This is a genomic window from Kordia jejudonensis, from assembly GCF_001005315.1.
GTDB lineage: Bacteria > Bacteroidota > Bacteroidia > Flavobacteriales > Flavobacteriaceae > Kordia > Kordia jejudonensis.
This window is the reverse complement of sequence record NZ_LBMG01000032.1, coordinates 24,455-50,273: the sequence shown is the minus strand read 5'-3', so window position 1 is coordinate 50,273 and position 25,819 is coordinate 24,455. Positions and strand designations below refer to the sequence as shown.

22 protein-coding genes are annotated in these 25,819 nt (G+C 34.8%); 13 read left to right on the top strand and 9 right to left on the bottom strand.

Translation table 11 applies throughout. The annotated features are described in order from the left end of the window. Nucleotides 1–68: 68 nt before the first annotated feature. The gene (locus AA089_RS15700) at nucleotides 69–2,492 is read right to left on the bottom strand and encodes a zinc-dependent metalloprotease (RefSeq protein ID WP_046757933.1); all 2,424 of its coding nucleotides are present in this window, start codon (nucleotides 2,490–2,492) and stop codon (nucleotides 69–71) included. A gap of 139 nt (nucleotides 2,493–2,631) precedes the next feature. Here AA089_RS15700 and prfB point away from each other — a divergent pair. From prfB to AA089_RS15670, 6 genes are all read left to right on the top strand, one after another. Further along, nucleotides 2,632–3,739, top strand: a protein-coding gene (gene prfB / locus AA089_RS15695) for a peptide chain release factor 2 (protein ID WP_156169053.1) whose coding sequence is annotated in 2 segments (ribosomal slippage) — nucleotides 2,632–2,694 and nucleotides 2,696–3,739 — 1,107 coding nt in all. Because the reading frame shifts where the segments join, the coding sequence is not laid out codon by codon here. Nucleotides 3,740–3,803: 64 nt separating this feature from the next. Continuing rightward, nucleotides 3,804–4,433, top strand: coding sequence for a hypothetical protein (locus AA089_RS15690; RefSeq protein ID WP_046757931.1), 630 nt, complete (start codon nucleotides 3,804–3,806; stop codon nucleotides 4,431–4,433). Continuing rightward, nucleotides 4,426–4,767 carry an arsenate reductase (glutaredoxin) gene (arsC, locus tag AA089_RS15685; RefSeq protein ID WP_046757930.1) on the top strand — a complete coding sequence of 114 codons (342 nt, stop codon included), beginning with the start codon at nucleotides 4,426–4,428 and terminating at the stop codon, nucleotides 4,765–4,767. The genes AA089_RS15690 and arsC overlap by 8 nt, the downstream gene beginning before the upstream one ends. A gap of 131 nt (nucleotides 4,768–4,898) precedes the next feature. Next, a complete protein-coding gene (locus AA089_RS15680) occupies nucleotides 4,899–7,325 on the top strand; it encodes a TonB-dependent receptor domain-containing protein (protein ID WP_046757929.1) in 2,427 nt (808 codons plus the stop codon). Between the two features lie 342 nt (nucleotides 7,326–7,667). After that, nucleotides 7,668–8,264, top strand: a complete 597-nt coding sequence (locus AA089_RS15675; RefSeq protein WP_046757928.1) for an aspartyl/asparaginyl beta-hydroxylase domain-containing protein — start codon at nucleotides 7,668–7,670, stop codon at nucleotides 8,262–8,264. A gap of 60 nt (nucleotides 8,265–8,324) precedes the next feature. Beyond that, on the top strand, nucleotides 8,325–8,600 hold the full coding sequence (locus AA089_RS15670; protein ID WP_046757927.1) for a RebB family R body protein: 276 nt from the start codon (nucleotides 8,325–8,327) through the stop codon (nucleotides 8,598–8,600). Nucleotides 8,601–8,691: 91 nt separating this feature from the next. Here the strand turns inward: AA089_RS15670 and AA089_RS15665 are convergent, their stop codons facing one another. Genes AA089_RS15665 through AA089_RS15655 form a run of 3 tightly spaced genes read right to left on the bottom strand, consistent with a single transcriptional unit; the run spans nucleotide 8,692 to nucleotide 10,251 of the window. Further along, the gene (locus AA089_RS15665; protein ID WP_046757926.1) at nucleotides 8,692–9,654 is read right to left on the bottom strand and encodes a sodium-dependent bicarbonate transport family permease; all 963 of its coding nucleotides are present in this window, start codon (nucleotides 9,652–9,654) and stop codon (nucleotides 8,692–8,694) included. 28 nt (nucleotides 9,655–9,682) lie between these two features. Further along, complete coding sequence (locus AA089_RS15660; RefSeq protein WP_046757925.1) at nucleotides 9,683–9,973, bottom strand: hypothetical protein; 291 nt, start codon at nucleotides 9,971–9,973, stop codon at nucleotides 9,683–9,685. 11 nt (nucleotides 9,974–9,984) lie between these two features. Beyond that, entirely contained in the window at nucleotides 9,985–10,251 is a 267-nt protein-coding gene (locus AA089_RS15655; protein WP_046757924.1) for a hypothetical protein, read from the bottom strand. Nucleotides 10,252–10,335: 84 nt separating this feature from the next. Between AA089_RS15655 and AA089_RS15650 the strand changes: the two genes are divergently transcribed. Further along, complete coding sequence (locus tag AA089_RS15650; RefSeq protein WP_046757923.1) at nucleotides 10,336–11,256, top strand: LysR family transcriptional regulator; 921 nt, start codon at nucleotides 10,336–10,338, stop codon at nucleotides 11,254–11,256. A gap of 56 nt (nucleotides 11,257–11,312) precedes the next feature. Next, nucleotides 11,313–11,633: a hypothetical protein gene (locus AA089_RS15645; protein WP_156169052.1), complete on the top strand. Its 321-nt coding sequence runs from the start codon at nucleotides 11,313–11,315 to the stop codon at nucleotides 11,631–11,633. A gap of 144 nt (nucleotides 11,634–11,777) precedes the next feature. Here the strand turns inward: AA089_RS15645 and AA089_RS15640 are convergent, their stop codons facing one another. After that, a complete protein-coding gene (locus AA089_RS15640; RefSeq protein ID WP_046757921.1) occupies nucleotides 11,778–13,415 on the bottom strand; it encodes an ABC-F family ATP-binding cassette domain-containing protein in 1,638 nt (545 codons plus the stop codon). Nucleotides 13,416–13,629: 214 nt separating this feature from the next. Between AA089_RS15640 and AA089_RS15635 the strand changes: the two genes are divergently transcribed. Together AA089_RS15635 and AA089_RS15630 are read left to right on the top strand one after the other, a co-directional pair. Next, complete coding sequence (locus AA089_RS15635) at nucleotides 13,630–14,223, top strand: Crp/Fnr family transcriptional regulator (RefSeq protein ID WP_046757920.1); 594 nt, start codon at nucleotides 13,630–13,632, stop codon at nucleotides 14,221–14,223. Between the two features lie 57 nt (nucleotides 14,224–14,280). After that, entirely contained in the window at nucleotides 14,281–15,075 is a 795-nt protein-coding gene (locus AA089_RS15630; protein ID WP_046757919.1) for a type 1 glutamine amidotransferase domain-containing protein, read from the top strand. 73 nt (nucleotides 15,076–15,148) lie between these two features. Here the strand turns inward: AA089_RS15630 and AA089_RS25470 are convergent, their stop codons facing one another. Then, nucleotides 15,149–15,313: a hypothetical protein gene (locus AA089_RS25470; RefSeq protein ID WP_046757918.1), complete on the bottom strand. Its 165-nt coding sequence runs from the start codon at nucleotides 15,311–15,313 to the stop codon at nucleotides 15,149–15,151. Between the two features lie 85 nt (nucleotides 15,314–15,398). After that, nucleotides 15,399–16,790 (bottom strand): metallophosphoesterase, encoded by a 1,392-nt coding sequence (locus AA089_RS15620; protein WP_046757917.1) that lies wholly within the window; start codon nucleotides 16,788–16,790, stop codon nucleotides 15,399–15,401. A gap of 244 nt (nucleotides 16,791–17,034) precedes the next feature. Between AA089_RS15620 and fumC the strand changes: the two genes are divergently transcribed. After that, nucleotides 17,035–18,432: a class II fumarate hydratase gene (gene fumC / locus AA089_RS15615; RefSeq protein ID WP_046757916.1), complete on the top strand. Its 1,398-nt coding sequence runs from the start codon at nucleotides 17,035–17,037 to the stop codon at nucleotides 18,430–18,432. 82 nt (nucleotides 18,433–18,514) lie between these two features. On the opposite strand, the gene AA089_RS15610 is transcribed toward fumC, so the two are convergent. Further along, nucleotides 18,515–19,207, bottom strand: coding sequence for a carbonic anhydrase (locus AA089_RS15610; protein WP_053002479.1), 693 nt, complete (start codon nucleotides 19,205–19,207; stop codon nucleotides 18,515–18,517). Nucleotides 19,208–19,794: 587 nt separating this feature from the next. After that, entirely contained in the window at nucleotides 19,795–20,898 is a 1,104-nt protein-coding gene (locus tag AA089_RS15605; RefSeq protein WP_046757915.1) for a bestrophin family protein, read from the bottom strand. A 109-nt stretch (nucleotides 20,899–21,007) separates the two neighbouring features. Here AA089_RS15605 and AA089_RS15600 point away from each other — a divergent pair, with 109 nt between their 5' ends. Then, nucleotides 21,008–21,550 (top strand): DUF4287 domain-containing protein, encoded by a 543-nt coding sequence (locus AA089_RS15600; RefSeq protein ID WP_046757914.1) that lies wholly within the window; start codon nucleotides 21,008–21,010, stop codon nucleotides 21,548–21,550. Nucleotides 21,551–21,969: 419 nt separating this feature from the next. After that, the gene (gene purL, locus AA089_RS15595; RefSeq protein WP_046757913.1) at nucleotides 21,970–25,677 is read left to right on the top strand and encodes a phosphoribosylformylglycinamidine synthase; all 3,708 of its coding nucleotides are present in this window, start codon (nucleotides 21,970–21,972) and stop codon (nucleotides 25,675–25,677) included. Nucleotides 25,678–25,819: the final 142 nt, after the last annotated feature.

Below are 25,819 nucleotides of genomic sequence, written 5' to 3'. Positions count from 1 at the left end.
CGTTATTCGAAAGAAATACTTTTTTATTTAAAATTTCACATTTAAGATTTATAATTTCTTTTCACTTTTCAGTAATTCATATAATGACACGCATCACTTCCAATTGGCGAACCATCAGGAATTTTTGGAGACGCTTTAATTTTAAATTTCTCTGGATATTTTTTAAACTGTTCTATCATGTCTACATAAAATAATTGGTATGGCTTTTCAGCATCAGTATATCTTTTTGATTGGATTGTTTTTAAAATTTCACGCAACATATAGTTACTTTGCGCTTTCACAGCTGGAGACGCTTTGGCATGTTGCGCCAAATTCATCAAACGCTTTAATACATTTATATTGATGGCGTGTCCAATTTCATATTCATGCGCATCTTTATAGGTTTTATATACTGTGTTTTTCAATACTTCATTGATCATTTCCATAAATCCTAATTGTTCTGTATCTAAACTTTTTTGTTGAATCAATCGCGCTACACGTTCTGGATGAAACAAAAACGATAATGTCATATCACTAGCCGTTGCAGCAGGACTTACCGCATCAAAAGCGACACCTGTATTTCCTTTAAATGATTCTCTTGATCGACGATAAGAATACGCTCTAGGCGGAAACAAATCGAGTATATTTTTAGGAATTTCCAGTGTTTTCGCATCTAAGGTTTGTAACATTGCATCCAAAGCTTTACGCTGTATTTTTGGAGACACAACTTCAGTAATCAACTGTCCATCACCTTTTGTAGCATAATTATAATTTAATCCGCCAATGAGTTTGGAAGTGGCTTCCGTTTGATATCGATGGAAGAAATATAACGGCACAAAAACATCTTCTAACACAGTATACGGTTCATTACTACGAATGTTATCTTTAGAGAAATTCCGCATTGCCAATTCACGTACTTCAAGCACATTTTTCAATTCTTCCGAAGCACTTTTTCCGTTATCCCACAAGTGTGCTTTTGCATGCGCGCCACCAGCTGGTCGTGCATCCGAATCTGAAATAAAACGGTGTCCTGCGTTGTATGCGTCGTCTAATATCTTTTTTAATCCTTCTTTTTCCGCTTGCGCTGAATTGAACTCAGCATAAGAATATGCCACTGTAACTTTATCCCATGAACCAATTCCGGTTGCGTACGCATTTGACAAATCTACTTTTCCGTTTGTGATTTTCACTGTTGGATGCGGATAATCCATTACAGAACTCCTATTATTAGTACTTGCTGCAAAATTGTGTGCAAAACCGATCGTGTGACCAACTTCATGCGCTGATAATTGACGAATACGAGCCAATGCCATTTGTAACATTGGTTGATAATTGTCATCATTGGTTGCAAAAGGCTTATTCAATAATGCTTGCGCAATGAGAAAATCTTGTCGAATGCGCAAACTTCCTAAACTTACATGTCCTTTAATGATTTCTCCCGTTCGCGGATCTACCACACTTGCGCCATAACTCCAACCGCGCGTAGAACGATGTACCCATTGAATTACATTGTATCGCAAATCCATCGGATCAGCATCTTTTGGCAACATTTTTACTTGAAAAGCATTTGTATAGCCAATACTTTCATAGGCTTCATTCCACCAACGTGCGCCATCTAATAATGCCGAACGCACAGGTTCTGGTGTTCCAGGATCAAGATAATATACTATTGGTTCTTTCGCTTCACTACTTGCCGCAGCTGGATTTTTCTTTTCCAAACGATGTCTGGTAATAAAACGTTTTTGCATAGGTTCTTGAATAGGCGTTGCATAATCGTAATACGAAATATTAATAGCGCCACTTCGCGGATCAAAAACTCTTGGTTTGTAATTATTATCTGGTAATTCTACAAAAGAATGATGCTGAATAACCGTAACCAAACCAGCGTTTGGCGTAACACTTTTAATATAATTTCCTGTAGGTTTTCCTTTGAAAGTCAATACTGCTTCAAACTCTACATTTTTTGGAAATGCTTTTGTTCTAGGCAGTGAAATTGCACTTTTAGAAGCATCTAATTTGTACACACCTTGTTTACCGTTTGCTAATCTTTGAATGACTCCGTGTGCATCTTGCATTAAAAAAGCGGTTACATCGATGGTAAAGACACCTTCTTTTTCAGAAACAATCGGAAAACCGAATAAAATAGATGTAGCAAAAGCTTGTTCTACACTTTTCCGTTCCAAATCATTCGTTGTATTTGCTCTGTATCGTAAATTGGGTTGCACCAACATGAGTTTGTTCCCTATTTTTTGAAATTGTACTACAACGCCATCGCCAATTTGACCTCTATCTAGGCCAATATCATTAGAGCCAACGCCACTTGCAAGTGAATAAACGTATAAAAAATCTTCATTAAGACGCTTTACATCTAAAAAAATCTTATCGCGTTTCTCTTCATACGAAAAATTAAAAAAGCCTTTGTAGTATTCACGTGGATATTGTTTCTTTTTCTCTTGCGAAAAACTACATGTCGCATATAAGAAAATGAAAACCAGTACCATAGATTTTTTCATCGGAGTAATATTTTAGTCATTTTTAACCTTAAAAAATCATGTAAAAAGGAGCGATATTTTTGATTCTTCTGGTTTTTCTGTTTTACGCTATGAATATACATAAAACATCTTATTTTTGTATGAATTAAAAAGATAAAACATGATAACATCAGATCAAATTAAAGATCTTATCAATCGCCTTGGTGCGTTAAGGAGGTATCTTTGACATTGATGCCAAACTTATAGAAATTTCAAACGAGGAAGAAAAAACCTATGCGCCAGATTTTTGGGACAATCCAAAAGAAGCCGAAATCCTCATGAAAAAACTTCGTGGAGAAAAAAAATGGGTTTCAGATTACAATACAATTGCCGATTTGCTTGGCGATTTGGAAGTATTGTATGAATTCTACAAAGAAGGCGATACAACTATCGAAGAAGTAGAATCACATTTTGAAACCGCAAAAATTAAAATTGAAGATTTAGAATTCCGCAACATGCTGTCCGATGAAGGCGATAGCATGAGTGCCGTGTTGCAAATTACTGCAGGTGCTGGTGGAACCGAAAGTTGCGATTGGGCAAGTATGCTGATGCGTATGTATTTGATGTTTGCCGAAAAGCAAGGATACAAAATAAAAGAACTCAACTATCAAGAAGGCGATGTTGCTGGTATAAAAACGGTAACGTTGGAAATTGAAGGCGATTATGCTTTTGGTTGGCTCAAAGGAGAAAATGGTGTGCACCGTTTGGTCCGTATTTCTCCATTTGACAGCAATGCAAAACGTCATACTTCGTTTGCTTCTGTATATGTATATCCTTTGGTTGATGATACTATTGAAATTGATATTAATCCTGCTGATTTAGAAATTACAACGGCACGCTCAAGTGGCGCTGGTGGACAAAATGTAAACAAGGTTGAAACCAAAGTTCAATTGACACACAAACCTTCTGGAATTCAAATTTCATGTTCTGAAACACGTTCGCAACACGACAACCGTGCACGTGCATTACAAATGCTGAAATCACAGTTGTATGAAATTGAGCTAAAAAAACAACTGGAAGCGCGTGATGATATTGAAGCTGGAAAGATGAAAATTGAATGGGGATCGCAAATTCGAAACTATGTAATGCATCCGTACAAATTGGTCAAAGATGTTCGTACTTCGCATGAAACAGGAAACGTAGATGCAGTGATGAACGGTCAAATTGATGAATTTTTGAAAGCGTATTTAATGTCTGTTGGACAAAAAAAGGAAGAAGATACGTTATAATATCATTTCTATCTTTCAAAATTTGCCTATCATTGTAGCAAACATAACCCTAATAACTTAAAGAATGATTGTATACGGAACTGGTTCCAAAGACATAGGAACTCGGAAAATTCAAGGTGCAAAGTGCCCAAATTGCGAGTCTACTGAAATGTGTGTAAATGTAACTTCTAATTATGCACAAGTATTTTGGATTCCTATTTTCCCAATGTCAAAAAAGTTTTTGTCAGTTTGCCTACATTGTGATCAAGTACTTGAAAAGAAAGAAATGCCACAGCAACTGAAAGATAAAATAGATATGGAGAAACACCATTTTAAGACACCTATCTATTTATTTTCAGGTTTAGCTATCATTGCATTGCTCGTTGTATACGCATTTTACGCTTCAGGCAAACATGATGAAGAACTCGCTGCAAACGTGAAAAATTTAGAAGCTAAAGATGTTGTTGTATTTAAAGTTTCTTCGAAAGAATATACGTTTGCAGAAGTAAATAAAAAATCAAACGATACCATTTACTTAAATTATAGCAGTTATACTTATGAAGGAAGAAAGCCTAGCGAATCTAAATATAAAAAAGAAAAAGCTACGATTTCTGACTTTTATTCTTATGACGATACGTACTATTTTACACAATCAGAAATTGATTCTTTACACCAAATTGAAGAATTAGTTGAAATCTACAAACAAAATGATTAAAATATACCACAATCCAAGATGTCGAAAATCTAGAGAAGGACTCGAAATCTTAAAAGAATCAGGCAAGGAATTCATCATTGTCAAATATTTAGAGAATAGACTTTCGTTAGCGGAATTGACACGAATTATTGAACTCTTGGGCATTGAACCTATTGATTTAGTTCGAAAAAATGAAACGTTCTGGAAAGAAAACTATAAAGACAAACGCATTTCTAAAGAACACATTATGAAACTTATGCTTTCAAATCCTAAACTAATGGAACGCCCAATTGTTGTTAATAATAACAAAGCAGTTATTGGCCGTCCACCAGAAAATATTAAAACAATTCTATAATACGAAACCCAGCGAAAATTTGCTGGGTTTTTCTTTTAACAGAACTTTAACCAAAAGCCGTTAAACCATGTATTTTCTTTGCAGTCCTACATCAAACTAAAAAACTGTATAAAAAAGAAACTACTCACAAAATGAAAAAACTATTATTTTTCCTATGCTTTCTAGGAACCATTTCTACTGTATTTGCACAAAAAAAGAAAGTCACTATTACAGGAAAAGTGTTTGATAAAACCACGAATCAGCCACTTGAATATGCAACGATTATTTTTCAAGATGTTGCTAAAAAAAGACCCGTAACGGGCGGAATAACGAATCCAAAAGGAGAATTTAGCATTGTTGTTGACGCGGATACGTATGACATTCAAGTTGAATTTATTTCGTTTAAAACCCAAGAAATTAAAAATAAGCCACTCTTAACGGATACCAATTTAGGAAGTTTTTTCCTTTTGGAAGATTTAGAAAGTTTGGCAGCGGTTGAAGTGATTGCCGAAAAAACAACAGTGCAACTCAAACTAGACAAAAAAATATACAATGTTGGGAAAGATATAACGGTTCGTGGAGGAACAGTTAGTGATGTTCTAGACAACGTACCTTCCGTTTCTGTTGATGTAGAAGGAAATGTATCGCTTCGAGGAAATGAAGATGTACGTATTTTGATCAATGGCAAACCTTCGGGCTTGGTCGGATTGAATTCTACAGATGCATTGCGACAGTTACCAGCGGAAGCAATTGAAAAAGTAGAAATTATCACATCGCCATCTGCACGTTATGATGCCGAAGGAAGTGCCGGAATTTTAAACATTATTTTACGCCGTAGCAAACTACAAGGTATCAATGGCGCTATTACTACAAATGTTTCGCACCCAGAAGGTTATGGAGTTTCAGGAAATATAAATTATCGTACGGGCGATTTTAACTTTTTTACGACTTCTGGCTATAATTATCGTACCATTCCAGGGAATTCAAACACATTTACCGAATATTTTAATGGCGACGAACCAAATACCTTTTTAAATGAAGATCGTGATTTTGAGCGTATTCGTAAAGGATTCAACTCAAATTTTGGTGTCGAATGGTATATTAACGACAAAACATCCATAACTGCGTCTTTGGTATTTAGAGATAGTGATAACGAGCAAGAAACTACAAATATATTAACACAGTTTGATTCCGATTTTAATGTTACAAATGTCAGTTCGCGTTTTGATCCTGAGACCGAAAGTGATAAAACGTTACAATATGCCGTAAATTTTGATAAGAATTTTGACAAAAGCGGGCATAAATTAACAGCTGATTTTCAGTATGAAACCACAACAGAAGGAGAAAACTCGTTTATTTTGGTCAATGGAGATTTAGCGGAACAAGTAACTACAATTGAAGATCAAAATCGTATTTTATTACAAACCGATTATGTCGTTCCATTAAGTGAAACGGCACAATTTGAGTTTGGGTACCGAGGAAATTTTCTCGATTTAACGACTGATTATTTAGTAGCATTTCTAGAAAACGATGAGTTTGTAGCAGATACCGATTTGAGTAATGTTTTAAATTATCGTGAATATGTAAATGCATTTTACACACAATACGGAAACAAAGTAAGTGACAAATTCTCTTATTTATTAGGATTACGTATGGAAGATTCTCGTATTGCTGTCAACCAATTAACAAGTGGTGACACAGATCGAAAAAACTACCTAAGCTTCTTCCCTACCATCAATTTGGGTTATGAAATTTCGGAAGATCAAAGTATTACTTTAGGATACAACAGAAGAATCCGTAGACCACGTTCGCGCTTTATCAATCCGTTTCCTTCACGATCAAGTATTACCAATATTTTTCAAGGAAATCCTGACATTGACCCAAGTTTTTCAAATGCTATTGACTTAGGTTATTTAAATCGTTTTGGAAAACTTACGTTGAATACATCTATCTACTTTCAACGTTCTACAGATGTATTTAATTTTATCAATGAAGACACAGGACAAACTGTTATTTTGAATGGCGAAGAAGTACCAATTATTCGTAGAACACCAATTAACTTAGCTAGAAATGATCGTTATGGATTTGAATTTACATTAACATACAATCCATCACGTAAGTGGCGTGTAAACGGAAACTTTAACTTGTTTCAGTCGTTCAATCGTGGAGAATTCAACGGTGTTAATTTTGATGCAGACAACCTAAGTTGGTTTGTACGTATCAATAACAAAGTAACATTGCCTGGAAATATTGATTGGCAAACACGTTTATTTTATCGCGGTCCTAATGAAGATGCACAAAATATTAGAAAAGGACTTTTCTCAGCAAATTTAGCATTTAGTAAAGATTTATTTAAAGACAAAGCTTCCATTGCCTTCAACGTAAGTGATGTATTCAATTCGCGTGTAAGACGTTCGGAATCGTTTACAGATACATTTACGAGTGAAGGAGAATTTCAGTGGCGCGTTCGTACGTTTAACTTAGCATTTACGTATCGTTTTAACCAGAAAAAGAAAAATACTGGTAATGGAAGAGGCGACGACGATGGCGATGACGGAGGTTTTAGTGCGAGACCATAACAACTCTTTTTACTATGTCTTAAATATAAATTAAGACTGTCTGAAAGGCTAAATTTTCATCAAGCCGAACTTGATTCGATTTCTCATAATCATTGAAAATCAGTGTGATGAGATTCTGAATTGATACTGAATCAAGTTCAACACTTGGTTCGAAATGATGCCTTTTTATACCATCTTCAAACATATACAAGCTGTAACGTTCATTGTTACAGCTTTTTTTTATACGATTTACCTTACGTGAATTTCGCTATTTTCAGATTGGTTTTCATTTTAATGTGAACACTTATATACTTTTTTAGTATTTTAGATTTTTTAGAAATCATACCATAAAAATCATACACCATGGCACACGCTTCTCCAACTCCAAAAACGAAAGATCGAATTAAATTACCATTTACATTTGATGTTGAAAAAATGCTCGCTGAGTTTGAAGCGTTAAAACTTCAAAATTTCGAATATTACAATGTAATTCCATTACGCGCGCCAGCACATACGGTTGATACGTCTATACCATTTCCGCCACCAGCAGACGATTACGCAGATGGTTCTTGGTGCGATTGGTTAGATACAGATTACTTAAAAAGTTCACCCTATTTACAAAGTGTTATTGATACCTTTAAAGCAAATACCAAAGTTACATTAGTACGTTTGTTGCGTTTAGCGCCAAATTCTGTGGTACAGCAACATACAGATCCTACACTTGGTTTGGAAGTGCATAAATCGGTAATTCGGTTGACAGTTCCTATTGTAAACAAAGATGGTGTGCAATTTTTTTTGAACGATTCTGAAGTACCAATGCTACCTGGCGAATGTTGGTATTTACGCTTAACAGATCCGCACAGAGTGATTAATAATGGTACAGAAGAACGTGTAAATCTAACTATTGATATGATTCCGAATGATTGGATTCGTACTATTATTAAAGAGAGTGATGTCTAAGTTGATAAAAATATAACTACGCGCAGAAAATCATATCAATTATTATAAATCTATCCTATTATGGCAGAACCTACAAGCGTAAACTCGCAAATTACAGATTCCATTACACAAGCAAACACAAAAGTTCTTGGTGATGCGCCAGCAGTAGCTACCGACAACTTCTTGGAAGCTACTTCGCAAGCGCTAAATAATGCGGCTCACAATGCAACTACTGCACAAAATTCCGCTAATGAAACTGCACAAGCTGCAACAACACAAGGCGTGGAAACATTAGAAAGTATTGACACTGCAAGTTCGGGTGTTGCAACACGTAAAATTTTAAAAGACACTAACTAATTACCGTATATTTCTTACGAACCAACAATTATAAGTAGAAAAGGCGTCACTATAAAAACAACGCCTTTGGTATTTTATATGTTTAAAAATATCACGTATACTGAATAAACCACATATATATTGGCATTCCAAGGGTAATATTTAGCGGGAAAGTAATTGCTAATGCCATGGGCAAATACAAACTCGGATTGGCTTTCGGAGCTGCAATTCGCATAGCGGCAGGAACGGCAATATAAGAAGCACTTGCTGCTAAAATTGCTAACAATAATCGATCGCCATCACTTGATAAAATATGTACGGAAGAGTACGCAACTGTTATTCCATTTGCCAATGGAATTAATATGGCGAACGCCAAAGCAAACCAACCTTTTTTGATTAAAGCGCCAATTTTCTTTCCGCTAGTAATTCCCATATCTAACAAAAATACTGCTAAAAATCCTTTAAAAATATCTGTGGTAAACGGTTTAATTCCTGCGGCTTGTGCATCACTAGCCATAAAACCTATGACCAAACTTCCTAAAATTAATAAAACACTTCCATTTGTCACGGCGTGTTTTACGAGTCCGACCAATTCTTTATACGATTTTTTTCCGTTAGAATAAATTCGCATCAATAAGACACCTATAATAATTGAAGGTGCTTCCATTAAAGCCATCACAGCGACCATGTGTCCGCCAAATTCTATATTTTTCATTTCTAAAAAACTTACTGCTGTCACGAACGTTACCGCACTTACCGAACCATAAGCTGCCGCAATAGCGCCTGCGTTTTCAACAGAAAATTTAAGTCTTAAAATAAAATAGGTATATAGTGGAACTACAGTAGCCATCACGATTCCGAAGACTATTGACCAACCAATGTCAGCGGTGTACTCGCTATGCGCAAGTTCTTGCCCACCTTTAAATCCAATAGCGAGCAAGAGATATAATGAAATAAATTTTGAAGAATTTTTCGGAATTTCTAAGTCACTTTTGACTTGAGCTGCAATAATTCCTAATCCAAAAAATAATAAAGCAGGATTTGTTAAATTATCGAAGAGTAGATGTAAATCCATCTTTAGTTTTTAAGCTGTAATGCGCTTATTAGTCAATAATTTCAATTTTCAATACACCGTTAATTCGCAATTGCTTTCCAGCACGTTTTGCTTCTTGGTATACTGCTCTAAAGTTTTCTTTCTCTCTAATTAATTGTGCAAGACGACTGTCATCAAAAGTAGTATCGCTTAAAACATCTCCTTCACACATAGATAATCTGTGAATTTTATGAAAATTTATCTTTTCATCTAATAATGCATTAATCACATCTGAAGCTTCCATTGCTGTGAATTTACCGTCTACTAACTGTACTTTGTGTGTTACTTCTGTTGTTGTCATAATATTGATTTTTAATTTTTGCTTAATGAAATAATGAATAATAAACTTAATACTGTACCAGCTTTTATGAATGTCCAAAAATATACAGGACTTATGCTGTAACTAATAATTGTCATTGAAATGTATCCTACTAAAATTGCAATCATTCCAATACGACGTGCCCATTTTGTCAACCATTCCTTATTAATTCGTACTAAAAAAACGGCGGTGTTATTCTTAATGTCGATTGAACGTATATTCGTTCTCCTGTTGTTATTGAGTGTGATTACCTTTTCCATCGCTTAATTTTAACAATGCAAAGATTATATTTAAAAATCATATATTTTTATTTATATTTATTATATAAAACATAAGCGATATTTATGAACTATACATTACATCAATTAAAGGTCTTTGTAGAAATTGTTACAAAAGAAAGTATTACCAAAGCTGCCGAAGTGCTATTCCTAACACAACCAGCAGTTTCCATACAATTAAAGAAGTTTCAAGACCAGTTTCCATTGCCACTTACAGAAGTCATTGGACGCAAATTATACGTGACCGATTTTGGTCAAGAGATTGCGCTAACAGCACAAAAAATTCTGGATGAAGTTGCCACTATTGATCATAAAACAAAAGTGTATCAAGGAAAGTTGGCGGGAAAATTGAAAATTTCGATTGTTTCCACTGGAAAATATGTGATGCCGTATTACATTTCGGATTTTGTAAATGGACATTCTGGCGTCGATTTTTCAATTGATGTAACGAACAAGCAAAATGTAGTGCGCGATTTGGAACAGAATAAAATTGATTTTGCCTTGGTTTCCGTACTTCCCGATCATTTATCGCTAGAAGCCATTCCGTTACTAAAAAATAGTTTGTATCTCGTTGGTGGTGCTTCGCGAGAAGCGAATAGAAAAACTAAAGTTTCTACCATTTTTCAAGATGAACCACTACTCTATCGTGAAAAAGGTTCTGCAACTCGAAACGCCATGGAAGCATTTATTGACGGACGGAATGTTTCGGTTACAAAGAAAATTGAGCTGACTTCAAATGAAGCGTTAAAACAAGCAGTTATTGCAGGTTTGGGCTATTCTATTATGCCCATGATTGGAATTAAAAATGCATTAGATGCGGGAAATATAAAAATTATTGATTATCCAGGATTGCCTATTAATACACAATGGAATATTGTGTGGTTGAAAAATAAATCACTATCGCCTGTGGCACAAGCTTTTGTGAAACATTTAGAAATGGATAAAGATGCTATTACAGAAAAATATTTTAACTGGGTAAATGCTTGATACAGCACAAAAGCTACATAATTATACACGATAATTTTCAAAAAAAATACTATACAATGAAATCAATTTATACACTAATTCTTATCTGTTTTTGCATTATTTCTTGTGGAAAAGTGAAAGAAACCACCAAAAATGCCATCAAAGAAGGCGGAAAAATTGTGGGCGAATCTGTTGGCGAGTTCAGCAAAGGTGTTTCCGAAGGTGTTGAAGAAACGTTTCAGATTACGATAAATGCTAACGAAACTATTACAGCTAAAGGTATTTCGTTTGGTAAAATAACGCTCGGAAGTATACACGGCGGTCGTGACAATTTGCTAAATGTGTATCTAATTTTTGATCAGGATTTTAACGATACTTTATATTTTGAAAGTTTTTGATAATAATGATTTAGAAATGGGAAGAACACACGAAATCGTTACGGCTAAAATGGGAGAAGCCGATTTCTTCGAATTTCAATTCAACAAGAAAACCAATATTGATAGCGACAGCAAGATTTATATGGAATAATTACGTTTAAGAAATTACGCCTTTAAATCAATTTCTTTGATACTTTTTATACGATTGCGTTCTAAAAAAGCGTCAATAGTTTCAAAGTGTTCTAGTACACGTTTGTCTTTGAATTCAAATACTTTTTGCGACAATCCTTGCAAGAAATCACGATCGTGAGAAACTAAAATTAGTGTTCCATCAAAAGCTTTTAAAGCATCTTTCAATACATCTTTGGAACGTAAATCTAAATGGTTTGTCGGTTCATCCAAAATCAGCAAATTCACAGGTTCTAACAATAGTTTTACCATTGCCAAACGTGTTTTTTCTCCACCTGAAAGTACACTGACTTTTTTGTCAATATCATCGCCTTTAAACATAAATTGACCGAGAATATTTTTTATTTGTGTACGAATATCGCCTTTGGCAACTTCATCAACCGTTTGAAAAATTGTCAAATCTGGATCTAGTAATGAAGCTTGATTTTGCGCAAAATATCCCACTTTTACATTGTGTCCCAACGTGCAAGTTCCTTCATGTTCAATTTCTCCCAAAATAGATTTGATCATGGTCGATTTCCCTTCTCCATTTCGTCCCACAAACGATACTTTTTCGCCTCTTGCAATGGAAAAACTAGCATTTTTAAATACAACATGATCGTCGTAGCTTTTGGATAATTCTTCTACAATTACAGGATAATCGCCAGAACGTGGCGCTGGTGGAAATTTTAGTTTTAACGCAGAATTGTCCACCTCATCAATTTCAATAATTTCTAACTTTTCTAACATGCGAACACGCGACGCAACTTGATTCGTTTTAGAAAATGTTCCTTTAAAACGTTCAATAAACGCCTGATTGTCTGCTATAAATTTTTGCTGTTCTTGATAAGCTTTTATTTGATGCGCTCTTCTGTCTTTTCGCAATTCTAAATAGTGAGAATAATTGGCTTTATAATCATAAATACGTCCCATTGTCACTTCAATAGTACGATTGGTAATGTTGTCAATAAATGCTCTATCATGCGAAATTACCATAACCGCATTTGCTTTGTTTACCAAGAAATCTTCCAACCAAATTACCGATTCAATATCAATATGATTCGTTGGCTCATCTAACAAAATTAAATCAGGTTTTTGCAATAAAATTTTCGCCAATTCAATTCGCATACGCCATCCACCACTAAATTCACTTGTCATTCGCTGAAAATCATCTTGTTTAAAACCAAGTCCTTTTAAAGCTTTTTCAACTTCTGCATCATAATTTACATCTTCTAGTGCGTAATAACGCTCGCCCAATTCTGAAACTTCTTCAATGATTTTCATGTACGCTTCACTTTCGTAATCGGTACGTGTTTCGAGCTGTTTGTTCAGTTCTTCCATGCGATCGCGCATTTCAAAAACGTGCTGAAACGCCTTAGATGCTTCTTCAAAAACAGTACATTCATCTTCTGTTAATAAATGCTGTGGCAAATAAGCAATTACGGTATCTTTAGGACAGCCAACTTTTCCACGTGTTGCTTTCTGTACACCAGCAATAATCTTCATCATGGTCGATTTTCCAGCGCCATTTTTCCCCATTAAGGCTATTTTATCATTTTCATTAATGACAAAATTTACATCTTTAAACAATGTAGTTCCGCTAAATTCTACAGCAATTGCATCAACAGTAATCATGTGTTCTTTTTTTGAGATTGCGAAATTAAGAAAAAGACAATAGGAATTGGTATAAGTTGCATCTTTTTACGAATTATGTTGGCTTCTAAAGTACAGGAAGATTGTTTATTTAAAATGAATTTGAATATGTTTAAAAATGGCTTTCGAATGAATCCATATGCATATTTTTCTTACCTTTAAGTAAATTTTTGTTCCCAAAATCGCGACAAGTTTCATGCAAGATACACTAGCTTTCGTTCAAGAAATTTTTTCAGAAAAACTCTCTTTTACACCAGATGAGTTGGCTTTTATTGCACAAAAATTTAAACGTGTAACCTTTGAAAAAGGCACTATAATTCTTCAAGCTGATACATTTGTACAGTATCAATATTTTGTGTCGGAAGGTTGTCTGCGCACTTTCTTAATATCAAAATCGGGAAAAGAACACACCATCCAATTTGCCATAAAAAACTGGTGGATCAGTGATTATATCGGTTATTTTTCACAATCGAAATCAATTTTAAACATTGAGTGTATTCAAGATGCGGTGTTGTACAAAATTTCACATGACGACATGGAAGCGATTTATGCCAAAATTCCAACAACGGAAAGTTACATTCGTAAAAAGTTAGAACGCGCATTTGTTAATTTTCAAAAACGAATTCTCGCAAATCTTTCGCAAACTGCCAAAGAGCGTTACTTGAATTTTGCACAAGAGTATCCAAATATTGAACAGTATGTCAAAAATTACCACATTGCTTCATATTTAGGAATTACGACTGAAAGTTTGAGTCGTATTCGAAAAGAAATCGCACAAGACGTTTCTTAACATAGATCAATTTTTTTCTACATTCCATCTTGTAATTTTGTTATAAAATTTCCCCCTATGAAATATATAATGAGTGTACTAGCTGTTATGATTTTGATAATGGCATGCAATATGAAAAGTGAAAATTCTGAAAAAACCATAGAAAAAGAATCAACTATAAATCAAAAACAGATGAAAAAAGTATTATTCGTATTAACGAGTCACGATGAATTGGGAAAAACTGGAGAAAAAACTGGGTTTTGGGTAGAAGAATTTGCCGCTCCATATTATGCATTGAAAGATAACAATGTAATTATAACTATTGCTTCGCCTAAAGGTGGACAACCACCAATTGATCCAAAAAGTACGGAAGAAAGTGCACAGACAGAAGCTACCAAACGTTTTTATAAAGATGAGGAAACGCAGCAAGTATTGGCAAATTCACTGAAGTTATCAACTGTAAATGAAGCTGATTACGATGCTGTTTTTTATCCTGGTGGACACGGACCGTTATGGGATTTGGCAGAAGATCCAGATTCTATCAAATTAATTGAACGTTTTTACAACAATAACAAACCTGTTGCTGCTGTTTGTCATGCGCCAGGCGTATTTAAAAATGTAAAAAATACCGATGGAACACCTTTTGTAAAAGGGAAAAAAGTAACTGGTTTTACCAATTCTGAAGAAGAAGCGGTACAGTTAACTGACGTAGTACCATTTTTGGTAGAAGATATGTTGAAAGAAAATGGCGGAATATATTCAAAAACTGACGATTGGAATGTGTATGCAATAAAAGATGGTTTGTTAATTACTGGACAAAATCCTGCGTCATCTGAAAAAGTAGCTGAACTATTATTAGAGTCATTAGACTAATAAACCCGATATGTTTTAATTAAAAAAAGGGAACTCATATTGAGTTCCCTTTTTGTTTTTGTCCTTTTGGTATTTAGGATTCTTTTTTTGATGCTCTCCACTCGTCAAAACGCTCTTTTAAAGCTCCACCTACCCAATATGGTACGATGAAAGTTAATAAAAGAATCATTAACCAAAATCCAATGGTTAAGATGGTAAGGAAAGCTAAAAAGCCTAAATATTGATCAAATTCAAACATGTTTTCCGGAATTTATCGAATTCATCACAAAGATATTGCAATAAATTCAAAATTCATATAGAAACCTTGAGAATTATTAACAATTTTATTTCTGCTTGTAAACAGTGTAGGCAGTGTCTAAATTCATGTTGTTATTAACATTCTGATTTGTTTTTACACCAATAGTCTTGTACATATTTTTAACAACAGAATCTTTTGGCGAATTTTCTAAAACAGATTTGATAGTTGTGACGCCTCCAAACGAATTGTATGCTTGCCTGAATGTATAAAAGTTAGTATCTGAAAATTGAAAATCTCCGTCCATAGCTTTGTTTGTTGGAAGTGCATAATAGGTTTTAAAGTCTAACAAATCGAAATTAGAAGCATTATACGTAAACATTTTAAATCCTGGATTGTTTCCGTGATTTACAGCAATTCCTGGAGTTGTAATACTGTACGTTATAAATTCTGGAGTTTGTTTTGGTGTAGAATTTACAACACGACGCAAACCGTCCAAATGCGTATGTCCATTGAGCATTCCTATGATATTTGACTTATGTTTGCTGATTAACTCAATAAAAGCATCTTGAAGTTGATACGTTACAGATGTGCCAGATGCATTTTTCATTGTATACAGCAAAGATGGATGCCACATTTTATCATACGTAGTTTCACTATGATGATGTTTGTTTTTATAACCATCAGTTCCGGGCGGAATGTGCATCATAATCAGTACACGATCCGTTGCGCCCAAACTTTTAAGTTTTCCTTTGAACCAATCCATTTGTGTGTTAGTTGCCTCTTGTTGGGTTTTACCATCGTCGCCAACATATGGATGACTTCCGCTATTAGAGAAAATTACTGTGTTCAACGCTATAATTGTTAGCTTTTTTCCTTTGTCGACCAAATCCACTGAATAATATCCAAATTCTTTATTAAAATCTAAATTAATTGCCCTAATTACGGTAGAAGCTTTATTAATAATTGGCCACGGATTTGCAGGATCAGCATCTTTTGTCAACACACTGTTTCCATTTGAATTGGTAAACGAATGATAATCGCCTTCTAAGGAATCATTATTTCCTGGTAAATACAATATTGGGATTCCTATTTGTAGATTCCTTAAATTTTCGAGCATTTCATGTGTATTTTCACGTCTTTCATTATCATCATATCCTGGCAAATCTCCCAAATACACCATAAACTTTGGCTGTTCTGTTTGTACCACATTTTCGATTTTAGCTTTGGCCTTTTTCCACAAATTTTCACTTGTTACGCTTACGTATGAATTTCCAAAAGTTGTATTTGCCAAATCTTTATCTACATGCACATCTGATAATACCAAAAACTTATTAGTTAACATTGTTGCGTCTGGTACCGCTGTCACTGCTGGTTCTGCTTTCGGATCAGGAGTTGAATTTGATTTGGAATCTGTTTTTCCTTTACATGCAAAAAAAAGCACACTCAAAAGAAGTACATATAAAAAGTTAGTTTTCATTTTTTTGAATTTATTGGTTAATTGCTTGCAAAAGATACTAAAAAGAGTCGTGACCTTCTACAAGTATATCTACGTGGTTTTCGAATTAAAAACCTGTTTTTCTGATATATAAATCAACAATCAGCAGAATTAGTTATAAAACAGAAGGAAGTAAAAAGTTGTAGTAATTCATCATAAAAAAATCAAAAAAACTACATTACTACATGTAAAATATTTAATTTTGCAACTGCTAAAAACTATCCACATGGAATATAGAATAGAGAAAGATACAATGGGCGAAGTTAAAGTTCCTTCAGACAAACTTTGGGGAGCACAAACGGAACGTTCAAGAAATAATTTTAAAATTGGTGCACCAGCTAGTATGCCGCTAGAAGTTGTGTATGGGTTTGCTTATTTAAAGAAAGCAGCAGCATTTACAAACTGTGAATTGGGCGTATTACCAATTGAAAAAAGAGATTTAATTGCTACAGTTTGTGATGAAATCTTAGCTGGAAAACATGACGATCAGTTTCCGTTAGTCATCTGGCAAACAGGTTCTGGAACGCAATCTAACATGAATGTTAATGAAGTAATTGCTAACAGAGCACATCAATTGGCGGGAAAAGTAATTGGCGAAGGCGAAAAAACCATCCAACCAAATGATGATGTAAACAAATCACAATCGTCAAACGATACGTTTCCAACAGGAATGCACATTTCAGCATACAAGAAAATTGTTGAAAACACAATTCCTGGCGTAGAACAATTACGTGATACATTAAAGAAAAAATCAGAAGCATTCAAAGATGTTGTAAAAATTGGGAGAACACACTTAATGGATGCAACACCTTTAACATTAGGACAAGAATTCTCAGGATATGTTTCTCAGTTAAATCACGGCTTAAAAGCGTTGGAAAACACCTTGCCACATTTGAGCGAATTGGCTTTAGGTGGAACTGCTGTTGGAACAGGATTAAACACTCCAAAAGGATATGCAAAACGTGTTTCTGAATTTATCGCACGTTTTACAGAATTGCCTTTTATTACGGCTGAAAACAAATTTGAAGCTTTAGCTGCACATGATGCCATGGTGGAAACACATGGTGCATTAAAACAATTGGCAGTTTCTATCAATAAAATAGCGAATGACATTCGTTTAATGGCTTCTGGACCACGTTCAGGAATCGGAGAATTGATCATTCCTGCAAACGAACCTGGAAGTTCTATCATGCCAGGAAAAGTAAATCCGACTCAGTGTGAAGCTATTACGATGGTGTGCGCACAAGTTATGGGGAACGATGTTGCTGTCACTGTTGGTGGAACGCAAGGACATTACGAACTGAACGTTTTTAAACCAATGATGATTGCTAACGTATTACAATCTGCACAATTGATTGGAGATGCGTGTGTAAGTTTTGATGTAAACTGTGTGGCAGGCATTGAGCCAAATCATTCAAGAATTACAGAATTAGTAAATAATTCGTTAATGTTAGTAACGGCGTTAAATACCAAAATTGGATATTACAAAGCGGCTGAAATTGCAAATACGGCGCATCAAAACGGAACAACCTTACGTGAAGAAGCTGTTAATTTAGGTTATGTAACTCCTGAAGAATATGACGAATGGGTAAAACCTGAAGATATGGTTGGAGCCATGAAATAAACGTTTCAATCTAAAAAATAGATAAAAACCGCGCTAAAACATATTTAGAGCGGTTTTATTTTTTTGGTAACTTTTAAAAATATTAGCAACCAGATTCTATATCAAAATTTACCTTTCCGCTACTTAAATTATAATATGCAGTATGAATCTCTACTGTGTCAGAATTAACCGCGTTCCTAATAATCTCTGAACATCTAGTAAGTTCTTTAGCGCTATGAAGCACATTTTCTTTAGTGACCATTTCTAAAGAATTTTTTTCTTTTTCTGAAACGGTATAATAATCATTATTTTCAGCTTCGCAAGAACAATTACAAGCATGTACGGCTGGCAAAATATGACCAATCAACTGACTCAAATTATCACTTGGAGCTGGATCTTTTGACATGGCAGCTTTGACGGCACCGCAACCTTCATGTCCTAATACCAGAATATATTTACATTTAAGAGCCGCTACAGCAAACTCAATACTTGCAATGGAAGAAACGTTGGCAATATTTCCTGCTACGCGTACCACAAACAAATCAGCAATTCCGGTATCAAAAATTAATTCTGGCGGTACGCGACTATCTGCACAACTTAAAACAATTGCAAATGGCTTTTGTCCTTTTTCCGCAGTACATTTTCTTCGTTTTTCACTTTGGTTGGGATGCTTGGAAGCGTTGTTTCGGAAGCGTTTATTTCCTTTCTTCAACCGTTTTTCAATGGCTTTAAAATCGCTTCTATCTGGAAAGTTTCCGTCACAATTTTCATGATCACTACATTCTTTAAACTTCATATCATATAATTAATTAGTTCCTATTTTTAAATCAAGGTAGCCAATTATATACTCCTAACAGAAAAAGAAGGCATAAACGGGTATTTATACGGTATAAGCGTAGTAAAAATGAGTGGGAATGTTTTTGAGTTTTGTTGAGTTGTTGAGTTGTTGAGTATTTAAAATCAAGCACTTAAAATTTATGATTCAACATTTAACATTTACAATTTCAAATTTGGGTCTTAGGTTTTGGGTCTTAGGTTTTGGGTCTTTAAATATTATTTTTCAATTTAAAATTCAGCATTCAATATTTATAATTTAAAAATTTGTTCTTTATTCTTATGTAAGTTGTTAAGTTTTTAAAATCAAGCACTTAAAATTTAAAATTCAACATTTAACATTTACAATTTCAAATTTGGGTCTTAGGTCTCGGGTCTTAGGTCTTTGTTCTTTACTCTATGATCTTTTATCTTAAGTCTTGAATCTTGAATCTTGAGTCTTGAATCTTGAGTCTTTTTTCTATTTTCTAATCTCTTTTATCTATTCTCAAATCTCCAAAAAATAACCCCAAGTATCATCTCAACTCATAAACTAAAATAACAACCAACCTACATCACAATATCATTTTTCCATTCATAAGGCGCTGGAATGTCTGAATCATCAATTAATTGTCTAATATCAATCTCAATTCCTCTACTCAAATCTGTAATTGGCACATCATTTGGTCCACCTTCAAATGGATTTTCTGTATTTTCTCCAATCGCTTCCATCGTATGAAAAACCCAAGCCAACATTGTACTAAACGGAATTGAAAACCATACAAAATGTACCGCAATAAACTCCTGAATTTGATGTATTGTAGATGAATGCGATGTATGAGAAGCTAAATCTGTAATGATATGATCACCAATAGTTTCAAAACCATCCATAATTCCAAAAGGCAATAAAATGATAAAAACCCAAACGAAAATATAATTTAATGTAGCAAACTGTCTCGGATATGGAAAGTTCTTAATGCGTTCACTTTTTCCCTGTAAGGTATACAACTCTACCAACATGTTTGTCATCTCCATATGGCGAAAATCGTCTATCAAACCTTTCGTTCTCAACTCCTTTAATCGTTTTGATTGAATTCCTAAGAGTTGTGAAGCTTGATTCCCTTTGGCAAAAATTTCATCCTGTTCTTTCTGTGAAATATATGGTTTTATGACATCCGTAATGGCTTCTTCATCTTCACAAACTTTATAGCGATCCGATCGAAATTCTTTATTCGAACGTTTATTTTTAATATGCATTTCCCAAGGTCGATCCTTACGCAGTTGATAACGCAACGCCGTCAACCAAGCTACGTGTCTGTGTACCAATTCTGTCTTAAGTGTTTTCAATTCGTCCGATGAAACCTCATCACTAGCAAAATCGTTGGTTATATAATCCTTTACCATAATGGTCCACGATCGAGAAGCATTTACAATACCGCCCCAAATTTTTCGACCTTCCCACAAACGATCATAGGAAGCATTATTTTTAAAACTCACAATAAACGCAACTGCTGTACCCAAAACACTCAAAGGCAACCAAGGCACGCGAAACCATTTCATTCCTAAAACATCAAACAAAATGACAGGAATTATGGAAATAATAAGAAATAAGAAAATATGACGTCGTGTCCATTTTAAAACACCTGCGATGGGAAATATCCGTCTTGTATACATAAATTGGTTTTAGTTTCTGTTTGAAAGATACAAAAACCAACCAAACTATTTTTTTCTACTTTTAATTAGAATGTATATCTTTCTAGTTCAATTATGAAAAATTTGAATCATGGACAAAGCTTTAGAAACAATGATTGGCAACATGCCCGAAAAAACAGGAAAATCACTTGAAGAATGGCTTGCTATTTTAAAAACGAAAGCATTTACCAAACATTCTGAAGCTGTCAATTTCTTAAAAAAAGAGCACGAAGTTACACATGGTTTTGCAAACACCATTGTACATTTATCCAAACAAGATGCTACGGAAACAGTTGATTTAGTTGCTGTTCAATATGAAAAAAAGCAAGATTTAAAACCCATTTACGATTCACTAAAATCATACATAGAAACGTTGGGAAATGATATCGAATTTGCGCCTAAAAAAGCCTATGTAAGTGTTCGTCGCAAAAAGCAATTCGCCATCATTCAACCCTCTACTAAAACACGCTTGGATGTAGGATTAAACATAAAAGGCAAGGAAGCCGAAGGAATAGTAGAACTTTCAAGAAGTTTTAACGCCATGTGTTCTCACAGAATTCGTTTGACAAATACAGAAGATATTTCAGAAGCCGTAAAAACTTGGATCAAAGAAGCCTATGATGCAGCTGGATAAATCGCTTCGCTCAATTGAAAAATTGAAGATTTAAAGATTCAAAACTGTTATTCGGTTAAGGTTTAAGGAAAAAAATTTTTAATTTAAATTTTGAGTATTTCATTTTAAATTTCTTCTCGTAATATTCTATTCTCTATGCTCTTTTTTCTATGATTTATACTCTTTTCCACAAAACACGTCGAAAGATTGAAACTATACAGAATAAAAGTCTAACAGCAAAGTAGTTTCATATATTAGAGTGAAGCGATACCAACAAACTTGAATCTTTAAATTTTTGAATCCTTGAATTTAGCAAAGCGATAAAAACCTGTTCAAAACCTAGTGAATAACTCCCAAATTATCAACAAAATTATCATTCAAAATAAAAGGAAATAGTGTAAATTTGCCTTTTCAAAACAACAACACACAAAAACTACATAATGATTCATTTCTTTGGAAACGCACACAGCAAAGTATTTGCTGTACAAACAGTAAAAGAATTATCAACAGAAAGCGTTGCAAAACTAAACTGGCTTTTTGGCAACACTTCTAAAATAGAACAAGCATCTCTGGATGCTTTTTTTGTTGGACCAAGAGCCGCAATGATAACACCTTGGAGTACAAATGCCGTAGAAATTACCCAAAATATGGGCATTGAAGGCATTGTCAGAATTGAAGAATTTAAAGCTGTCGCTGAAGATTTCTCAGATTTTGATCCAATGATTTCTCAGAAATTTAACGGTTTACACCAAGATACGTTTACCATTGATGTCGTACCAGAACGTATCCTAGAAATAGACAATATTTCCGAATACAACACGCAAGAAGGTTTGGCACTTAGCACTGAAGAAATTGAATACTTAGACAATCTTGCTAAAAAATTAGGGAGAAAATTAACCGATTCTGAAGTATTCGGTTTTTCGCAAGTAAACTCAGAACACTGTAGACACAAAATATTCAATGGTACATTTGTAATTGATGGCGAAGAAAAACCAACATCACTTTTCAAACTCATCAAAGAAACCTCAAAACAAAACCCGAACGATATTGTTTCTGCTTACAAAGACAATGTTGCGTTTATAAAAGGGCCAAAAGTGGAACAATTTGCACCAAAAACAGCAGATAAACCAGACTTTTACCAAACACAAGAATTTGAATCAGTAATCTCGCTAAAAGCAGAAACACACAACTTCCCAACAACTGTTGAACCATTCAATGGCGCAGCAACAGGTTCTGGTGGAGAAATTAGAGACAGACTTGCTGGCGGACAAGGATCAATTCCATTAGCGGGAACAGCAGTATATATGACTGCGTATTCACGTTTGGAAAAAGGCAGGTATTGGGAAGATAAATTTGAAGCAAGAGATTGGCTATACCAAACACCAATGGACATCTTAATTAAAGCCTCAAATGGAGCTTCAGATTTTGGAAACAAATTTGGACAACCACTAATTTGCGGTTCGGTTTTAACCTTTGAGCACGAAGAAAATTCATCATCAAGTACAGCAAAAGCTAGAAAACTTGGGTATGACAAAGTCATTATGCAAGCTGGTGGAATTGGATACGGTAAAGCCTCACAAGCGATAAAAGATGTACCAAAAACTGGCGATAAAATTGTTATTCTTGGTGGAGAAAACTACCGAATTGGAATGGGCGGCGCAGCAGTTTCCTCAGCAGATACAGGTGCTTTCTCAACAGGAATTGAACTAAATGCAGTACAACGTTCCAATCCTGAAATGCAAAAACGTGCAGCAAATGCCATTCGTGGTATGGTGGAAAGTGATGAAAATCACATCGTTTCTATTCACGATCATGGCGCTGGTGGACATTTAAATTGTCTATCAGAATTAGTAGAAGAAACTGGTGGAAAAATTGATTTGGACAAATTGCCTGTGGGCGATCCTACACTTTCTGCTAAAGAAATCATCGGAAACGAATCGCAAGAACGTATGGGATTAGTGATTGCGGAAGAACACCTTGAAACGCTAAACAAAATTGCTGAGCGTGAACGTTCGCCGATGTATACTGTTGGAGAAGTAACAGGCGATGATCGTTTTACGTTTGAATCGGCTACGAAAGGCGACAAACCAATGGATTTAGCGTTGAGCGACATGTTTGGAAGTTCTCCAAAAACCATCATGACCGATGCAACTATCGAAAGAAATTACAAGAATTCAAGATATAAAACCAAAAATATTCATGTGTATCTCAACCAAGTATTGCAGTTAGAAGCCGTTGCTTGTAAAGATTGGTTGACAAACAAAGTAGACCGTTGTGTTGGTGGAAAAGTTGCCAAACAACAATGTGTGGGAGCTTTACAATTACCATTGAATAATGTTGGTGTCATGGCGCTAGATTACAACGGAAAAGAAGGAATTGCAACGTCTATTGGACATTCGCCAATTTCTGGATTAATTGATCCTGTGGCGGGAAGTCGCAATTCAATTACAGAAGCATTGACAAATATAATTTGGGCACCTTTAAAAGACAATTTACAAAGTGTTTCCCTTTCAGCAAACTGGATGTGGCCATGCAAAAATGAAGGCGAAGATGCACGTTTGTACAAAGCTGTAGAAGCAATTTCTGAGTTTGCCATCAATTTAGGAATCAATGTTCCTACAGGGAAAGATTCGTTGTCAATGAAGCAAAAATATGGCGACGATGAAGTCATTTCTCCAGGAACGGTTGTCATTTCTGCGGCAGCAAATTGTAATGAAATTAGCAAAGTTGTGGAACCTGTTTTACAACCAAACGGCGGAAATATCTACTATATCAATATTTCGCAGGACGATTTCAAATTAGGTGGAAGTTCATTTCATCAAGTATTAAATACGATTGGAAACGAAGCGCCAAATGTTACAAATGCGGCATATGTAAAAACCGTTTTCAACACGATTCAAAATTTAATTAAAGAAGATAAAATCGTTGCAGGACACGATGTCGCTTCAGGCGGATTGATTACGACATTGCTTGAAATGTGTTTTGCCGATGTCAATGTAGGCGCAGACCTCAACATTTCAGATTTAGGCGAAGAAGATACTATCAAAGTGTTATTTGCTGAAAATGCAGGAATCGTTTTTCAAGCAGATGCAAGTGTTGAAGAAACGCTGCAAGCAAATCAAATTGATTTTTTCAATATTGGAAACGTGACAGACAAAGCAGAAGTGACCATCAAAAACCATGAAGATTCGTTTACGTTTGATGTTTCAGAAACGAGAGACATGTGGTATAAAACCTCTTTCCTACTCGATCAAAAACAAACCGCGAACAATCTAGCGGAAGCGAGATACGAAAACTACAAAAATCAACCATTAACATATACATTTCCAAGTCACTTTACAGGCGAATTGAGCAGCGTCATTTCGAGTGATTTTTCGAAGAAAAATAGTATCGAGAAACCAAAAGCTGCCATCATTCGTGAAAAAGGTTCAAATTCTGAACGCGAAATGGCAAATGCCATGTATTTAGCTGGTTTTGATGTAAAAGATGTACACATGACTGATTTAATTTCTGGTCGTGAAACGTTGGAAGATATTCAATTTATTGGCGCTGTTGGAGGATTTTCAAACTCAGATGTATTAGGTTCGGCAAAAGGTTGGGCTGGCGCATTTTTATATAATGAAAAGGCTAATACTGCCTTGAAAAATTTCTTCAAAAGAGAAGATACTTTATCTGTTGGAATCTGTAACGGTTGCCAATTATTTATGGAATTAGAAGTCATCAATCCTGATCATAAAACACATGGAAAAATGACCTATAACGATTCTCAAAAACACGAAAGCGCGTTTACGTCTGTAAAAGTTCAAGAGAACAATTCGGTGATGCTTTCTACGTTGGCAGGAACAACTTTAGGAGTTTGGATTTCTCATGGAGAAGGAAAATTTAAACTTCCGCAAGAAGAAGCTGACTATAATATAGTTGCCAAATATGGATATGAAGGTTATCCATCAAATCCTAATGGTTCGGACTTTAACACTGCAATGTTGTGTGATGCAACAGGAAGACATTTGGTAACGATGCCGCACATTGAGCGTTCTACTTTCCAATGGAATTGGGCAAATTATCCAGCTGGACGAAAAGATGAAGTTTCTCCATGGTTGGAAGCGTTTGTCAATGCTAGAAAGTGGATTGAAGCAAAAAATAAATAATTTAATGTATAGTTAAAAGAGGCTGTCTAAAAGGTGTAAAAAAAGCATCATTCTGAACCATGCACTGAACTTGATTCAGCATGAATTCAAAATCTCATTACACATATTTTCAATGATGATGAGAAACCGAATCAAGTTCGGC

Coding starts and splice junctions, on each gene's coding strand:
- AA089_RS15700 (WP_046757933.1), bottom strand. CDS start 2,492: ATGAAAAAATCTATGGTACTGGTTTTCATTTTCTTATATGCGACATGT.
- AA089_RS15690 (WP_046757931.1), top strand. CDS start 3,804: ATGATTGTATACGGAACTGGTTCCAAAGACATAGGAACTCGGAAAATT.
- arsC (WP_046757930.1), top strand. CDS start 4,426: ATGATTAAAATATACCACAATCCAAGATGTCGAAAATCTAGAGAAGGA.
- AA089_RS15680 (WP_046757929.1), top strand. CDS start 4,899: ATGAAAAAACTATTATTTTTCCTATGCTTTCTAGGAACCATTTCTACT.
- AA089_RS15675 (WP_046757928.1), top strand. CDS start 7,668: ATGGCACACGCTTCTCCAACTCCAAAAACGAAAGATCGAATTAAATTA.
- AA089_RS15670 (WP_046757927.1), top strand. CDS start 8,325: ATGGCAGAACCTACAAGCGTAAACTCGCAAATTACAGATTCCATTACA.
- AA089_RS15665 (WP_046757926.1), bottom strand. CDS start 9,654: ATGGATTTACATCTACTCTTCGATAATTTAACAAATCCTGCTTTATTA.
- AA089_RS15660 (WP_046757925.1), bottom strand. CDS start 9,973: ATGACAACAACAGAAGTAACACACAAAGTACAGTTAGTAGACGGTAAA.
- AA089_RS15655 (WP_046757924.1), bottom strand. CDS start 10,251: ATGGAAAAGGTAATCACACTCAATAACAACAGGAGAACGAATATACGT.
- AA089_RS15650 (WP_046757923.1), top strand. CDS start 10,336: ATGAACTATACATTACATCAATTAAAGGTCTTTGTAGAAATTGTTACA.
- AA089_RS15645 (WP_156169052.1), top strand. CDS start 11,313: ATGAAATCAATTTATACACTAATTCTTATCTGTTTTTGCATTATTTCT.
- AA089_RS15640 (WP_046757921.1), bottom strand. CDS start 13,415: ATGATTACTGTTGATGCAATTGCTGTAGAATTTAGCGGAACTACATTG.
- AA089_RS15635 (WP_046757920.1), top strand. CDS start 13,630: ATGCAAGATACACTAGCTTTCGTTCAAGAAATTTTTTCAGAAAAACTC.
- AA089_RS15630 (WP_046757919.1), top strand. CDS start 14,281: ATGAAATATATAATGAGTGTACTAGCTGTTATGATTTTGATAATGGCA.
- AA089_RS25470 (WP_046757918.1), bottom strand. CDS start 15,313: ATGTTTGAATTTGATCAATATTTAGGCTTTTTAGCTTTCCTTACCATC.
- AA089_RS15620 (WP_046757917.1), bottom strand. CDS start 16,790: ATGAAAACTAACTTTTTATATGTACTTCTTTTGAGTGTGCTTTTTTTT.
- fumC (WP_046757916.1), top strand. CDS start 17,035: ATGGAATATAGAATAGAGAAAGATACAATGGGCGAAGTTAAAGTTCCT.
- AA089_RS15610 (WP_053002479.1), bottom strand. CDS start 19,207: ATGAAGTTTAAAGAATGTAGTGATCATGAAAATTGTGACGGAAACTTT.
- AA089_RS15605 (WP_046757915.1), bottom strand. CDS start 20,898: ATGTATACAAGACGGATATTTCCCATCGCAGGTGTTTTAAAATGGACA.
- AA089_RS15600 (WP_046757914.1), top strand. CDS start 21,008: ATGGACAAAGCTTTAGAAACAATGATTGGCAACATGCCCGAAAAAACA.
- purL (WP_046757913.1), top strand. CDS start 21,970: ATGATTCATTTCTTTGGAAACGCACACAGCAAAGTATTTGCTGTACAA.